Here is a 14517-nt window from a genome sequence, read left to right as displayed (position 1 = left end):
GGGCTCCGGCAGGGCATGTACACAGCAATAGTGTCATCCTTCCCATGATGGGAAGGTCAACAGCGAATTATACGGTTGACCTTCCCATCATGGGAAGGTATAGGCTGGGCATCTCATGTACTGAAGAGCCGGCGGGCCATCCGCGGCCCGGCCACGTCAAACTGTCTCAAGGAGCTTTCATGGCCTTCGAATTCAATGTTCCCGACATGTCCTGCGGTCACTGTGTGTCGGCTATTACCCAGGCCGTGCAACAGGCGGCGCCCGGTGCGCAGGTCACCGCAGATCTGTCCAGCAAACGCGTAAGTGTGCAAGGCGCGCCGTCGATGGAACCTGTACGCGCGGCGATCGTCGATGCGGGATATGAGGTACAGATCATCGAATAGCGAGTATTGATAGTGTTTAGCTATTGATTATGTTTAATAATTAAATTTGATATATTGATAGTGGCTATTTATCATCTCTTCCATGGTGGTGAGGCCACCGACCTCTAGGAGATGAATTGATGTTGCAGAATCGTGAAGGCCAGCGCGTCCCTGACGTAACTTTCCCCGTACGCCAGGGCAATGACTGGAAACAGGTAACTACCGACGATCTGTTCAAGAACAAGACCGTAGTGGTCTTTTCGTTGCCGGGCGCTTTTACGCCCACTTGCTCGTCCACCCATTTGCCGCGCTACAACGAACTGGCGTCGACGTTCCGTGCCGCCGGCGTGGACGACATTATCTGCGTATCGGTCAATGACACCTTCGTCATGAACGAGTGGGCCAAAGACCAGGAATCCGCCAATATCACGCTGCTGCCCGACGGCAACGGCGATTTCACCGAAGGCATGGGCATGCTGGTGGACAAGCGCGACCTGGGCTTCGGCAAGCGCAGCTGGCGCTATTCGATGCTGGTAAAAGATGGCGTCGTGCAGAAGATGTTCATCGAGCCGCAGAAAGAAGGCGACCCGTTTGAAGTATCGGACGCCGACACGATGCTGGCGTACATCGCCCCCAACGCCAAGAAGCCCGACCAGGCCGTGGTGTTTTCCAAGCCGGGCTGCCCGTTCTGCGTCGAGGCCAAGCAGTTGCTCGTCGAGAAGGGTTTCGATCCCATCGAGATTCCCCTCGAGCACAAAGTGCGGGGCCGCGTCATCGGCGCCGTATCGGGCAAGGGCACTGCGCCCCAGGTGTTCATCAATGGCTCGCTGGTGGGCGGCCTGGAAGACCTGAAGGCTCATCTGGCCTGAGGCCGGCGCAACGCGGGCCTGCTTACCTGGCCGCCGCAAGGCGCGCCAGGCATGCCTTATCTTTGGTTGCCGCCTGTACGGCGGCACCGGCACAGCACGGAATACTCATGAAATCACTGCATACCGACGTCGCCGTCATCGGCGCGGGCACTGCGGGCCTGGCGGCATATCGCGCGGCGCGCGGCGCCGGCAAGCGCGCGCTGCTTATCGAGGGCGGCCCCTATGGCACCACCTGCGCACGCGTGGGCTGCATGCCTTCCAAACTGTTGATCGCCGCGGCCGAAGCCGCGCACGGTGCGGCGCATGCCAAGGCGTTCGGCGTGCATATTGACGGCGCCGTGCGTGTCGACGGGCGCGAAGTCATGGACCGCGTCCGGCGCGAGCGCGATCGCTTTGTCGGCTTTGTCCTGCAAGGCGTCGAGAACATCCCGGCGCAGGACAAGGTCGCCGGTTATGCCCGTTTCGTGTCCGATACGGTGCTGCGTGTGGATGACGCCATCGAGATCCAGGCCGGCAATGTAGTCATAGCCACCGGTTCACGGCCTTCTGTGCCCGCCTCGTTCGCGGCGCTGGGCGACCGCATGGTGATCAATGACGATGTGTTCGCCTGGCAGGACCTGCCGCGCAGCGTCGCTGTGTTCGGTCCCGGCGTCATAGGGCTCGAGCTGGGCCAGGCCCTGGCGCGCCTGGGCGTGCGGGTGCGGGTATTCGGCGTCAGCGGCAGCCTGGGCGGCATCAGCGACCCCGACGTGCGCCAGCGCGCGCGCCGTGTCTTCCAGGACGAGTTCTACCTGGATCCGGACGCGCGCGTCCTGTCTACAGCGCGGGTTGGCGATCAGGTGGAAGTGCGCTTTCTCGCCCTGGACAACACCGAAAAGACCGAATACTTCGACTACGCCCTGGTGGCCACCGGGCGCAAGCCCAATGTCGACGGGCTGGATCTGCACCAGACCAGCATCGAGCTGGACGCGCGCGGTGTGCCGCTGTTCAATCGCGACACCCTGCAGGCCGGGCAGTCGCCCATTTTCATCGCGGGCGATGCCAACGCCGACGTGCCGCTCTTGCACGAGGCGGCCGATGAAGGACGCATCGCGGGCATGAATGCGGCGCGCTTTCCCGACGTGCAGCCCGGCTTGCGGCGCGCGCCCCTGGCCGTGGTGTTCTCGGACCCGCAGATCGCCGTGGTCGGCACGCCTTATGCACGCCTGGCATCGGGCAGCTTCGTGACCGGCGAGGTCGATTTCGGCGACCAGGGACGCTCGCGCGTCATGCTCAAAAACAAGGGCATGCTGCACGTGTACGCCGACATCGAATCGGGCGTGTTCCTGGGGGCGGAAATGGTCGGCCCGGCTGCCGAGCACATGGGTCATTTACTGGCGTGGTCCGTGCAGCAGCGCATGACCATCGGCCAGATGCTCGACATGCCCTTCTATCATCCCGTGGTGGAAGAGGGCCTGCGCACAGCGCTGCGCGACGCCGCCGCGCGCCTTGAACAGGCCCGCACGGCAGAAAAGCGCGCAGCCTGAAACACCCGCCGCGGCACGGTAGGCAGGTGTCTGACATCCTTTGCGGGCTGGGATGTTGGGTGATGTGCGGGGGGTGTCTGACACCCTTCGGGAGTCAGACACCGGTTTGGTGTATGGCTGGATGTTGGGTGATGCGGGGGGGTGTCTGACACCCTTTGGGAGTCAGACACCGGTTTGGTGTATGGGCTGGATGTTGGGTGATGCGGGGGGGTGTCTGACACCCTTTGGGAGTCAGACACCGGTTTGGTGTATGGGCTGGATGTTGGGTGATGCGCGGGGGGTGTCTGACACCCTTTGGGAGTCAGACACCGGTTTGGTGTATGGGCTGGGATGTTGGGTGATGCGGGGGGGGTCTGACACCCTTTGGGTGTCTGACACCGAGGCCGTCGCCGGACGAGGCCCTCAACGCTACGCGGCCTGTTTGCTCGTTTCTTCTCCCGCCAGCGCATCCAGCACGGCGCGCTCGAACTGCATCTGCGTGCGCGGCCGGTCGAATACCGCTCCGGAAAGGATAAAGACGTCTTCGACGCGGTCGCCCAGGGTCATGATCTTGGCCATGCTGACACTGACAGCGTGTTCGGCGAACACGCGCGTCAAGGCGTGCAGCAACCCGGGGCGGTCCGTCGCAGTTACCGACAGGCGCCATGATTGGCTGCGCTCGTCGGGCTGCAGCTCGGCCTGGGGCATGATGGGAAATACCTTCGACAGCCGCGATTGACGCCGACGCGACGCCGCGCCGTATCCCGCGCGCGAGCCGACGGCTTCGTGCGGGTCGCGCAGCCGCTGGGCCAGTTCGTGCTCGACCAGGGTGGCCTGGGCGCGCAGATCCAGGGTGCCTTCGGGCAGCAGCACGATGAAGCTGTCGAGCGCCCATCCATGCCGGGTGGTATGCACGCGTGCATCCTGGATGCCCATCGATTTTGCATCGAAGTACGCGCAAATCGCCGCGAACAGCTCGGGCACGTCGGGCGTGTAGACCATGACCTGCAGGCCCTCGCCCTGTTCGGTGGGGCGCGCACGCACCACCGGGCCGTCGGGCTCGACCTGATAGTACAGGTGGCGGGTATGCCAGGCGATGTCCGAGGCGTCGTGCCTCAGGAAGTACGCCACGTCGAGTTCATTCCAGAACGCTTCGCGCGCATCGTCGCGCAGGCCCGCCAGGCGCGTCAGCCGCGCGGCTTCTTCCTTGCGCTCGGTCAGCACGGTATGCGTGTCGGCCGGAGAGCTGCCCAGCGCGGCGAGCGTGAGCCTGTACAGGTCTTCAAGCAGCTTGCCTTTCCAGGCGTTCCACACTTTGGGGCTGGTGCCGCGTATGTCGGCCACCGTCAGCAGATACAGCGCCGTCAGGCGTCGTTCATCGCGCACGACCGATGCGAATTCGTTGATGACGGCCGGGTCGGATAAATCGCGCTTCTGCGCGACCGCCGACATCAGCAAGTGTTGGCGTACCAGGAATTCCACCAGGTCGGCATCGTCCGCGTCCAGCCCGTGGTCTTGCGCAAAACGCCGCACATCGCGCGCGCCCAGTTCGGAATGGTCGCCGCCGCGCCCCTTGGCGATATCGTGGAACAGCGCGGCCACATAGAGCAGCCAGTGGCGTTCCAGGTTGGCGATCAACTGGCTGGCCAACGGATATTCCTGCGCATGCTCGGGCATGGTGAACCGCCGGATGTTGCGCACCACCGCCAGCGTGTGCTGGTCCACCGTATAGGCATGGAACAGGTCGTGCTGCATCTGCCCGACAATACGCCGGAACACGGGCAGATAGCGGGGCAGGATGTTCAGCATCGTCATCCGACGCAATTCGTGCACAATGCCGCGCGGCTGTTGCAGGATCTGCAGGAACAGCTTGCGGTTGACCGGGTTGCGGCGAAACTGCGCGTCGATGCGGTGCCGCGAATGCCATATCGCCCGTAGCGTGCGCGGCGTCAGGCCGGTCAGTTCCGGATGCTGCTGCATCACAAGAAAGGCGCGCAGCAGCAGCGTCGGCTTGCGCTCGAAGCCGTCGTCGCGCACGATATCCAGGCGGCCGCGCAAGTTGCGGAAATCCACGTCGATCTCGCGCGCTCCGGTGTCGGGCATCGGGAACAGCCGCTCTTCGATGCTGGGCACCAGAATCGCGTTCAGTTGCGTCACCAGGCGCGCCGCCCAATAATAGCGCTGCATCAACAGCTCGCTGCCGCGGCGCGTGGCGGTGGCCTTGATGCCGTAGATATCGGCAAGGCCCGGCTGCAGGTCGAACAGCACCCGATCTTCGCGGCGGCCCGTCAGCAGGTGCAATTCGATGCGCAGCCGCTTGAACGCCTGCTCGGCGCGGCGCAGGTCGCGGGCCTCGGCGGGCGTCAGCAGGCCTGCCTGGGCCACCTCGCGCCAGGTGCGCCCAAACCCTGCCGCGCGCGCCATCCATAGAATCACCTGCAGATCGCGCAACCCGCCCGGAGATTCCTTGCAATTGGGTTCCAGCGCGTAGGGCGTTTCCTGGTAGCGCGCGTGACGCTGCTGCATTTCGACCCGCTTGGCCTGGAAGAAGGCGGGCGCGTCCAGCTGGGCCTGGATGGCGGCCTCGAACTGTTTCATCAGGGTCCGGCTGCCGGCCAGCCAGCGCGATTCGAGCAGCGCGGTCTCGACTGTGATGTCGGCCTGCGCCTCTTGCTCGCAGTCGGCCAGCGTACGCACGCTATGGCCGGGCTCCAGTCCCAGGTCCCATAAGGCTGCCACCAGGCTCTCGATGGCGCGGGCGTCTTCGGGGCCAGGGCGGTGTGGCACCAGTATCAGCAAGTCCACATCGGAATGCGGATACAGCTCGCCGCGCCCGTAGCCGCCCACGGCGGCCAGTGTGGCCCCGGCGGGCAAGGGATGCAGTTTGAGCAGCTCGCGCAGGGTGTGGTCCACGACGCGCCGCAGTTCGGATAACAGCGTGTCCGGCCTTCCATGCTGGCGGAATTGCGCAATGGCGGCGCTGCGGGCGGCTTCCAGCCGCCCGCGCAGGTCAGTCAGCGAAAGGGTGGCCGCGGCGATCATGGTGTGCCTCAAGCAGGCAGCGTCAGACGTTCGGCCACGAAATCCGGCGGCTGGCGCACGCCCGGTGACAGTGTCAGGACTTCATAACCCGTGTCGGTGACCAGCACGGTGTGCTCCCATTGCGCCGACAGGCTGTGGTCGCGCGTGACCACGGTCCAGCCGTCGGCCAGCTGTCGGATCTCGCGTCGGCCGGCGTTGATCATGGGTTCGATGGTGAAGATCATGCCCGTGGTCAGGCGCACGCCGCTGCCGGGCTTGCCGTAGTGCAGCACCTGCGGGTCTTCGTGAAAGTTGCGTCCGATGCCGTGCCCGCAGAACTCGCGCACCACCGAATAGCCGTTGGCTTCGGCATGCTTCTGGATGGCATGGCCGACATCGCCAAGCGTGGCGCCGTTGCGCACTTGCTGAATGCCTTTCCACATGCACTCGAAGGTGACTTCGGCCAGCCGGCGCGACTGTATCGTGGGCTCGCCCACGTGGTACATGCGGCTGGTATCGCCGAACCAGCCATCCTTGATGATCGTTACGTCGATGTTCACCGCATCGCCGTTCTTGAGCACCTTGTCGCCCGGGATGCCGTGGCAGACCTGGTGGTTGACCGACGTGCAGATGGCCCCGGGGAAGGGCGGGTAGCCGGGCGGCGCATAGCCCACGGTGGCCGATTTCACCTTCAGCTCGTCGGTCAGGTATTCCAGGCACAGACGGTCGAGCTCGCCCGTCGTGACGCCAGGCTTGACGTGAGGAGTAATGAAATCAAGGATCTGCGCGGCGGCGCGGCAGGCCGCGCGCATTTTGTCGAGGTCGGCGGGGTCGGTAACTATGCCCATGTATCGGCTTGAGTATCGGGGTGGAAAAATAGTAGAATTATAGGCTTGCCTAAAAAACCGGGGCAGCGCCCAACGCTAGTTAATTGTAGGCCCATGGCTTGCGCCATGGCTGTACGGCTGGTATCGCGGGGCGACGGTCGGGGTTTTTTTGGCTTGTTTTTCCATCCTGGTAATCAGGAAATCGCGTGTTGCGCCGCCTAGGGTGCTTGCCTGGTCAGGGCGGGTACGGGCGCAGCACAAGACCCAACCCTCGGAGAATTTCATGTCTTTGATGCGCGAAATGCTGGAAGCCGGTGTCCATTTTGGCCACCAGACCCGCTACTGGAATCCCAAGATGGCCCCGTATATCTTCGGCCATCGCAACAAGATCCACATCATCAACCTTGAGCAAACGGTGGCCAAGTACCAAGAGGCCGCCAAGTTCGTCAAGCAACTCGCGGCCCGTGGCGGCAACATCCTGTTCGTCGGCACCAAGCGCGCCGCCCGTGAGCTGGTGGCCACCGAAGCCGCCCGCTGCGGCATGCCCTATGTCGACGCCCGCTGGCTGGGCGGCATGCTCACCAACTTCAAGACCGTCAAGACCTCGGTCAAGCGCCTGAAGGAAATGGAAGCCGTCGTCGCCGACGGTGGCGCCGAGCGCATGATCAAGAAAGAAGGCCTGCTGTTCCAGCGCGAGCTCGACAAACTCAACAAGTCCATCGGCGGCATCAAAGACATGAACGGCCTGCCCGACGCGCTGTTCGTCATTGACGTCGGCTACCACAAGATCGCCGTGGCCGAAGCCCGCACGCTGGGCATCCCCGTCGTGGCCGTGGTTGATACCAACCATTCGCCCGAAGGGATCGACTACGTCATCCCCGGTAACGACGACTCGGCCAAGGCCATCGCGCTGTACGCCAAGGGTATCGCCGATGCCGTGCTGGAAGGCCGCGAGCAAAGCCTGAATGGCTTGGTCGAAGAAGCCGGCGAAGGCTCGGAAGAGTTCGTCGAGGTGCAGGACAACCAGGCCTGATGCGGCCCGGGCTTCGCCGCATGGCAAGCCGCGCCGTCCGCCGCTCGATGCAGTCGGGCTGGCCCGCGGCGCCATGCGGTTGATGGCCTTGTTGTAACCGTCCCGTCGGGCGCCGGCCAGCGGCCACCACCGCACTCCGCCCGCCCGGCAAGCTGCAAGCATCGAGACGGATTCCCGTCTCAGGGCCCGCTACGGCGGGCGTCCTGTCGAATCAATCTGCGTGTTCCGCTGCCGTCGGTGCACGTCTTACCGAAACTGGAGCAATCATGGCTGAAATTACCGCTGCCCTTGTCAAGGAACTGCGCGAAAAAACCGACGCGCCCATGATGGAGTGCAAGAAAGCCCTGACCGAAGCCGAGGGCGATCTGGCCCGCGCCGAAGAAATCCTGCGCGTCAAGCTGGGTAACAAGGCCAGCAAGGCGGCCGCCCGCGTCACGGCCGACGGCCTGATCGGCCTGTACATCTCGGCCGACGCCAAGCAGGGCGCCGTCGTCGAAGTGAACTGCGAAACCGATTTCGTCGCCAAGAACGACGATTTCGTGGCGTTCGTGAACAAGGTTGCCGAACTGGCCACCACCCAGAACCCCGCCGACGTCGAAGCCCTGTCGGCGTTGCCCATGGGCGAAGGCACGGTTGAAACCACCCGTACCGCGCTGGTAGGCAAGATCGGTGAAAACGTCTCGATCCGCCGCTTCGAGCGCATCGAAACGCCCAACGCCCTGGCCAGCTATGTGCACGGCGGCCGCATCGGCGTGCTGGTGGAATACGCCGGCAGCGAAGAGGTCGGCAAAGACCTGGCCATGCACATTGCGGCCACCAAGCCCAAGGCGCTGAACGCCGAAGGCGTGCCCGCCGCCGATATCGCCGCCGAGCGTTCGGTTGCCGAGCAGAAGGCCGCCGAATCCGGCAAGCCGGCCGAGATCGTCGCCAAGATGGTCGAAGGCTCGGTGCAGAAGTTCCTGAAGGAAGTCACGCTGATGTCGCAGCCCTTCGTCAAGAACGACAAGCAGTCGGTCGAGCAGATGCTCAAGGAAAAGAACGCCTCCATCAGCAAGTTCGTGCTGTTCGTGGTGGGCGAGGGCATCGAGAAAAAATCCAGCGACTTCGCCGCCGAAGTTGCCGCCGCCGCCGGTCGCGCCTGACCTTCCGCGGTGCCTGGGGCCGGCTAGATAAATGTCTAGTCCGGCCCTATTTCTTGTCTTACACTTTCGTCGGATCGTTCCCTGGGACATCTTCCTATGAGCAGCAGGTCATATAAGCGGGTTCTTCTCAAATTGTCCGGCGAGGCGCTGATGGGCGAAGATGCGTTCGGCATCAATCGCAGCACCATCGTGCGCATGACCGAAGAAATCGCCGAAGTCGTCGCGCTGGGCGTGGAACTCGCCATCGTCATCGGCGGCGGCAACATCTTCCGAGGGGTCGCCCCTGGCGCGCAGGGCATGGACCGCGCCACCGCCGACTACATGGGCATGATGGCGACCATCATGAACGCCCTGGCCTTGCAGGACGCGCTCAAGCACAAGGGTGTGGACACCCGCGTGCAATCGGCGCTGAACATCGACCAGGTGGTCGAGCCGTACATCCGGCCCAAGGCGCTTCGGTACCTCGAAGAAGGCAAGGTCGTGATTTTCGCGGCCGGGACGGGCAACCCCTTCTTTACCACCGATACCGCGGCCGCGCTGCGCGGCGCCGAGATCGGCGCCGAGATCGTGCTCAAGGCCACCAAGGTCGACGGCATCTACAGCGCCGATCCCAACAAAGACCCAACGGCGACGCGTTATGCGCGCATCAGCTTCGACGAGGCCATCGTGCGCCGCCTCGAAGTCATGGATGCCACGGCATTCGCGCTGTGCCGGGACCAGAAATTGCCCATCAAGGTGTTTTCGATCAACAAGTCGGGGGCGCTCAAGCGCGCCGTCAGCGGCGAAGACGAAGGCACGCTGGTACACGTTTAAGCAAAGGAAATCCTCATGAGCGTCGCAGAAATCCGTAAATCCGCCGAATCCAGGATGGCCAAGTCGCTTGAGACGCTGAAGGTCAACCTGTCCAAGATCCGCACGGGGCGTGCCCACACGGGCATCCTGGACCACGTCCAGGTTGAATACTACGGTTCCCAGGTGCCCGTGAGCCAGGTCGCCAACGTGAACCTGGTCGATGCGCGCACCATCAGCGTGCAACCCTACGAAAAGCCCATGGCCCAGGTCATCGAAAAGGCCATTCGCGAATCGGATCTCGGGCTCAACCCCATGAGCATGGGCGACACCATCCGCGTGCCCATGCCCGCGCTTACCGAAGAGCGCCGCCGCGACCTCACCAAAGTGGTCAAATCCGAAGGCGAGGATGCCAAGGTGGCGGTCCGCAACCTGCGCCGCGAAGCCAATGAAGGCCTCAAGAAGCTGGTCAAGGACAAGGAAATCTCCGAAGACGACGAACGCCGCGCCCAGGACGACATCCAGAAGCTCACCGACCGCAACGTGGCCGAGATCGACAAGCTCGTCACGCAGAAAGAAGCCGAAATCATGACCGTATAATCGGTCCAGGTACCGATTTCACGCGCCGCCAGTGCCGTACCGCTGCTTGCTTGCATGGCAGGGTGGCGGCGAGGCGGCGCGGTTCTTTTGGTTTCCCGGCCCACGCGGGCCCATCCGGCACGACGCTTCAGCTCATGGCTATCAGTTCTACCCAGGCGATTCCCGCCACCCAGGCGGTTCCGCAGCACGTTGCCATCATCATGGACGGCAATGGCCGCTGGGCTACGCGCCGGCACCTGCCGCGCACCGCCGGGCATGCAAAGGGAGTGCAGGCCGTGCGCCGGGTGGTCGAAGCCTGCGGGCGGCGGGGCGTGCGTTACCTTACGCTGTTCGCCTTCAGCTCGGAAAACTGGCGTCGCCCCCCCGAAGAAGTCTCGTTGCTGATGCGGCTGTTCGTCCAGGCGCTGGAACGCGAGGTCGACAAGCTCAATGAGCAGGGGGTGCGGCTGCACGTCGTGGGCGACATGTCGCGCTTCGAGCCGCGCCTGCAGTCGCTTATCGCCGATGCGCAGGTGCGCACGGCCCATAACGACCGCCTGCATTTGTCGGTAGCCGCCAACTATGGCGGGCGCTGGGATGTCCTGCAAGCCATGCGGGCCATGCTCATCCAGCACCCCGACCTGGCCCGCGAACCCCAACGTATCGACGAAAGCCACCTGGCGCCGCATCTGTCGATGGCGTGGGCGCCAGAGCCCGACCTGTTCATCCGCACCGGCGGCGAACAGCGCATTTCCAATTTCCTGGTCTGGCAGCTGGCTTATACCGAGCTGTATTTCACCGACCAGTACTGGCCCGATTTCGGGGCAGCCGAACTCGATGCCGCGTTTGAGTGGTACCGCAATCGCGAACGCCGCTTCGGGCGCACCAGCGAGCAATTGCGCAACGACAGCGCACAGTGATCCGGAGAACCGCATGCTAGGCCAACGAGTCGTTACCGCCGTGGTGTTGCTGGCCGTGCTGGCGGCCGCATTGGCCGCCGGCAATCCGGGGTGGTTCATGGCCCTGCTGGCTGTCGCTGCGGCATGCGCGTGCTGGGAATGGCTGCGCCTGACGCTGCCGCAGCCGCCATCGCGCACGCTCTGTATAGGCGTGGCGGCCGCTATGCTCGCCCTCATGCTGTGGCTGGCGTGGACGTGGTTGTCCGGCCAGCCCGCCGGGGCGGGATGGGGCGCCGCCATCGTGCGCTGGCTGGTGCCGGCGGTGGCCGCCATCTGGCTGTTGGCGGTTGTTCCTGCCGTGGTGCGCGGCCGGGCCGACAAACCCGCGGCCAGCATGGGTTGGTCGCTGTTCAGCGTTCCGGCCGTCCTGGCGGCCTGGTCGGTCCTGGCCCTTATGTACCTCTCGGGCGGCGGGTGGTTCGTGGTGTCGTTGCTGGCGCTGGTCTGGATCGCCGATATCGCCGCCTATTTCGCGGGCCGCGCGTTCGGGCGGCGCAAGCTCGCTCCGCGGGTCAGCCCCGGCAAGACCATCGAAGGCGCCGTGGCGGGCATCCTGGGCGCCGTCGTGTGGGTCTGGGTGTCCAGCATGTGGGCCGGCAGCTTCGGCGCCGCGCTGGTCGAGCGCGGCTCGCTGTGGCTGGCGTTGCCGGCCGCCGCCGTGCTGGGCGCAATATCCATCGTGGGCGATCTGTTCGAATCCTTGTTGAAGCGTCGCGCGGGCCGCAAAGACTCCAGCGCCTTGCTGCCGGGGCATGGCGGCGTGTACGACCGCATCGATGCCATCCTGCCCGTCGCGCCGTTCGCCATGCTGTTGTCTGGAGTGTTGTCTTGACTCGTCTTCAACGCGTAGCGGTCCTCGGGTCGACCGGTTCCATCGGCGAAAGCACGCTGGACGTCATCGCGCGTCATCCCGAAAGGCTGCAGGTTTTCGCGCTATCGGCGCATAGCCGCATGGAACGCCTGGCCGAACAGGCCTGCGCCAGCAGCGCGCCGGTGGTGGTGGTGCCCGACCGGGCGGCGCGCCAGCGCTTTATCGATGCGTGGCCCGCGGGCCGCACGCCTCCCGAGATCCGCGTCGGCGCCCAGGCGCTGGCCGACACGGCAGCCGACACGCAATGCGATACCGTCATGGCGGCCATCGTGGGCGCCGCGGGGCTGCCGGCCGCCCTGGCCGCCGCGCAGGCGGGCAAGCGGGTGCTGCTGGCCAACAAAGAGGCGCTGGTCGCCGCGGGCGGGCTTTTCATGCGCGCCGTGCGCGAGCACGGCGCAGAGCTGCTGCCCATCGACAGCGAGCACAACGCCATCTTTCAATGCCTGCCGCGCGGTGATCGCGCCCACGTGCCCAGCGAGCCTGCCAGGGGCGTGCGCCGTCTCCTGCTCACGGCCTCGGGTGGCCCTTTCCGGCGTGTCGATCCCGTCGATTTGCACGACGTCACGCCGGCTCAGGCGTGCGCGCACCCCAACTGGACGATGGGGCGCAAAATCTCGGTCGATTCGGCCACCATGCTGAACAAGGGCCTGGAGGTCATCGAGGCGCACTGGCTGTTTGCCATGCCTGCCGACCGCATCGAAGTCTTGATCCATCCGCAAAGCGTCGTGCACTCGCTGGTCGAATATGAAGATGGTTCGGTGCTGGCCCAACTGGGGCAACCCGACATGCGCACGCCCATTTCGTATGGGTTGGGTTTCCCCGAGCGCATCAGCAGCGGCGTGGGGCCGCTGGACCTTGCACGCTGCGGCAAGCTGGAGTTCGAAACGCCCAACATGGAGCGCTTTCCGTGCCTGCAACTGGCTTTCGACGCCTTGCGGGCAGGGCAGGCCGCCTGCGTGACCCTCAATGCCGCCAACGAGGTCGCTGTCGAAGCGTTCCTGGCAGGGCGCCTGCGCTACACCTGGATTCCCCGTGTAATCACCGCCGCGCTCGAATGGCAGCAGCGCCAGTCTTCTGTTACGCTCGATAGCCTGGCCGACGTCCTGGCGCTCGACGCCGCAGCCCGGCGTTATGCCGGCAATCTCGGCCTGGCCTGATCTACGCCGCCCTCATACACCGATACATGCTTTTCACCCTGCTTGCCTTTGTCGTAGCCCTGGGCACACTCATTACATTCCACGAGCTCGGCCACTATTGGGTGGCGCGGCTGTGCGGGGTGCGCGTGCTGCGGTTTTCCGTGGGCTTTGGCAGGGTCCTGGCGCGCCGCACCGACCGGCACGGCACCGAGTGGGCGATCTCGGCCATCCCGCTGGGCGGGTACGTCAAGATGCAGGACGACCCGCCGGCCGGCGCCACGCCCGCCCAGGCGGCGCAGTCGTTCAACGCGCAGCCGGTGGGTCGCCGCATTGCCATCGTGGCCGCAGGGCCGCTGTTCAACCTGATTCTCGCCGTGCTGCTTTATGCCGGATTGAACCTGGCCGGCACACAGGAGCCCGCCCCGGTGCTTGCCGTGCCGGCCGCCGGCACGCCCGCCGCCCAGGCCGGCCTGCAGGGGGGCGACCATATCGTGGCCATCGACGGCCGGCCGGTAGTTTCCTGGAACGACGCACGCTGGCGCCTGCTGGACATGCTGTCGTCCGGCGGCCGCGCGCAGGTCGATGTGCGCTCGGCCGACGGCGCAGCCCGGCAGCATACCCTGCAAGTGTCTCCCAGCCGCATGGATCCCGCCCAGGGCGACCCGCTGGCCGAATCCGGCCTGCGCCTGGCGCTGCCCAAACCCATCGTGCGAGAAGTCTTCGCCTCAGGCGAGGGCGAGCATGCCGGCCTGCGCGCGGGCGACCTCATCATCCGCGCCGGGCAGGTTGCCGATCCCGATACGGGGCAGCTCGTGCGCATCATCCAGCAGCACGCCGGGCAGTCGCTGCCGCTGACGATCGTGCGCGATGGCGCCCAGGTGTCGCTCACCGTCGTGCCGCGCGCCGAAACTGTCGAAGGCCAGACCATCGGCCGCATCGGCGTGCAGCTGGGCGGCGAGGCGCCCATGGTCACGGTGCGCTACGGCCTGCTCGAAAGCCTGGGCCGGGCCACCGTACGCACCTGGGACACAGCCTGGCTGTCATTGCGCATGATGGGTCGCATGGTCATCGGCGAAGTGTCGTGGCGCAACATCAGCGGCCCGGTCACCATCGCCGACTACGCGGGGCAGACGGCGCGCCTGGGCCTGGCGGCCTACGTGGCTTACCTGGCGCTCATCAGCATCAGCCTGGGCGTCCTCAACCTGTTGCCGATTCCGATGCTCGATGGCGGGCATCTGCTGTACTATCTCGTCGAAATTGTGCGCGGCAGCCCGCCGCCCGACCGCTGGATCGATATCGGACAGCGCACGGGCATCGGCCTGTTGGCAGGGCTGATGGCGCTGGCCCTGTTCAACGATTTTGCGCGCCTGTTCACCTGACTTGCGATCGAATAAAATCGTCCGCCATTTGCTACACCTAGGATA

At 65.0% G+C, this 14517-nt stretch carries 13 protein-coding genes; 11 read left to right on the top strand and 2 right to left on the bottom strand.

The features are described from left to right. Positions 1–179: 179 nt before the first annotated feature. The 3 genes from CAL18_RS07360 (at position 180) to CAL18_RS07350 (ending at position 2757) form a co-directional block, all read left to right on the top strand. Positions 180–383: a heavy-metal-associated domain-containing protein gene (locus CAL18_RS07360; protein WP_026637889.1), complete on the top strand. Its 204-nt coding sequence runs from the start codon at positions 180–182 to the stop codon at positions 381–383. Positions 384–502: 119 nt separating this feature from the next. Continuing rightward, positions 503–1231 (top strand): glutathione peroxidase, encoded by a 729-nt coding sequence (locus tag CAL18_RS07355; protein ID WP_026637888.1) that lies wholly within the window; start codon positions 503–505, stop codon positions 1229–1231. Between the two features lie 107 nt (positions 1232–1338). Continuing rightward, positions 1339–2757, top strand: coding sequence for a dihydrolipoyl dehydrogenase (locus CAL18_RS07350; RefSeq protein ID WP_026637887.1), 1419 nt, complete (start codon positions 1339–1341; stop codon positions 2755–2757). 408 nt (positions 2758–3165) lie between these two features. On the opposite strand, the gene CAL18_RS07345 is transcribed toward CAL18_RS07350, so the two are convergent. Beyond that, the gene (locus CAL18_RS07345; RefSeq protein WP_094817619.1) at positions 3166–5778 is read right to left on the bottom strand and encodes a [protein-PII] uridylyltransferase; all 2613 of its coding nucleotides are present in this window, start codon (positions 5776–5778) and stop codon (positions 3166–3168) included. An 8-nt stretch (positions 5779–5786) separates the two neighbouring features. Then, positions 5787–6605, bottom strand: coding sequence for a type I methionyl aminopeptidase (map, locus tag CAL18_RS07340; RefSeq protein WP_026637885.1), 819 nt, complete (start codon positions 6603–6605; stop codon positions 5787–5789). A 262-nt stretch (positions 6606–6867) separates the two neighbouring features. Between map and rpsB the strand changes: the two genes are divergently transcribed. The 8 genes from rpsB to rseP all read left to right on the top strand — a co-directional run bounded on the left by rpsB (position 6868) and on the right by rseP (position 14472). Continuing rightward, positions 6868–7617: a 30S ribosomal protein S2 gene (gene rpsB / locus CAL18_RS07335; protein ID WP_026637884.1), complete on the top strand. Its 750-nt coding sequence runs from the start codon at positions 6868–6870 to the stop codon at positions 7615–7617. Between the two features lie 266 nt (positions 7618–7883). Beyond that, positions 7884–8759 (top strand): translation elongation factor Ts, encoded by an 876-nt coding sequence (tsf, locus tag CAL18_RS07330; protein WP_026637883.1) that lies wholly within the window; start codon positions 7884–7886, stop codon positions 8757–8759. 96 nt (positions 8760–8855) lie between these two features. Then, complete coding sequence (gene pyrH, locus CAL18_RS07325) at positions 8856–9572, top strand: UMP kinase (protein ID WP_026637882.1); 717 nt, start codon at positions 8856–8858, stop codon at positions 9570–9572. A 15-nt stretch (positions 9573–9587) separates the two neighbouring features. Next, a complete protein-coding gene (gene frr / locus CAL18_RS07320) occupies positions 9588–10148 on the top strand; it encodes a ribosome recycling factor (protein ID WP_026637881.1) in 561 nt (186 codons plus the stop codon). A 134-nt stretch (positions 10149–10282) separates the two neighbouring features. After that, entirely contained in the window at positions 10283–11047 is a 765-nt protein-coding gene (uppS, locus tag CAL18_RS07315; protein WP_094796588.1) for a polyprenyl diphosphate synthase, read from the top strand. Between the two features lie 13 nt (positions 11048–11060). Then, positions 11061–11918: a phosphatidate cytidylyltransferase gene (locus tag CAL18_RS07310; RefSeq protein WP_094796587.1), complete on the top strand. Its 858-nt coding sequence runs from the start codon at positions 11061–11063 to the stop codon at positions 11916–11918. Next, positions 11915–13114, top strand: coding sequence for a 1-deoxy-D-xylulose-5-phosphate reductoisomerase (locus tag CAL18_RS07305; protein WP_026637878.1), 1200 nt, complete (start codon positions 11915–11917; stop codon positions 13112–13114). The genes CAL18_RS07310 and CAL18_RS07305 overlap by 4 nt, the downstream gene beginning before the upstream one ends. A 26-nt stretch (positions 13115–13140) precedes the next feature. Then, positions 13141–14472, top strand: coding sequence for an RIP metalloprotease RseP (gene rseP / locus CAL18_RS07300; protein WP_026637877.1), 1332 nt, complete (start codon positions 13141–13143; stop codon positions 14470–14472). Positions 14473–14517 lie beyond the last annotated feature (45 nt).

It is taken from the genome of Bordetella genomosp. 7 (assembly GCF_002261415.1).
Lineage (GTDB): Bacteria > Pseudomonadota > Gammaproteobacteria > Burkholderiales > Burkholderiaceae_B > Bordetella_A.
Note: the sequence above shows the minus strand (reverse complement) of the source record. Positions and strands in the feature narration are given on the sequence as shown.

What these genes read in the sequence shown, in the direction of transcription:
- CAL18_RS07360 (WP_026637889.1), top strand. Translation starts at nt 180, where the DNA reads ATGGCCTTCGAATTCAATGTTCCCGACATGTCCTGCGGTCACTGTGTG.
- CAL18_RS07355 (WP_026637888.1), top strand. Translation starts at nt 503, where the DNA reads ATGTTGCAGAATCGTGAAGGCCAGCGCGTCCCTGACGTAACTTTCCCC.
- CAL18_RS07350 (WP_026637887.1), top strand. Translation starts at nt 1,339, where the DNA reads ATGAAATCACTGCATACCGACGTCGCCGTCATCGGCGCGGGCACTGCG.
- CAL18_RS07345 (WP_094817619.1), bottom strand. Translation starts at nt 5,778, where the DNA reads ATGATCGCCGCGGCCACCCTTTCGCTGACTGACCTGCGCGGGCGGCTG.
- map (WP_026637885.1), bottom strand. Translation starts at nt 6,605, where the DNA reads ATGGGCATAGTTACCGACCCCGCCGACCTCGACAAAATGCGCGCGGCC.
- rpsB (WP_026637884.1), top strand. Translation starts at nt 6,868, where the DNA reads ATGTCTTTGATGCGCGAAATGCTGGAAGCCGGTGTCCATTTTGGCCAC.
- tsf (WP_026637883.1), top strand. Translation starts at nt 7,884, where the DNA reads ATGGCTGAAATTACCGCTGCCCTTGTCAAGGAACTGCGCGAAAAAACC.
- pyrH (WP_026637882.1), top strand. Translation starts at nt 8,856, where the DNA reads ATGAGCAGCAGGTCATATAAGCGGGTTCTTCTCAAATTGTCCGGCGAG.
- frr (WP_026637881.1), top strand. Translation starts at nt 9,588, where the DNA reads ATGAGCGTCGCAGAAATCCGTAAATCCGCCGAATCCAGGATGGCCAAG.
- uppS (WP_094796588.1), top strand. Translation starts at nt 10,283, where the DNA reads ATGGCTATCAGTTCTACCCAGGCGATTCCCGCCACCCAGGCGGTTCCG.
- CAL18_RS07310 (WP_094796587.1), top strand. Translation starts at nt 11,061, where the DNA reads ATGCTAGGCCAACGAGTCGTTACCGCCGTGGTGTTGCTGGCCGTGCTG.
- rseP (WP_026637877.1), top strand. Translation starts at nt 13,141, where the DNA reads ATGCTTTTCACCCTGCTTGCCTTTGTCGTAGCCCTGGGCACACTCATT.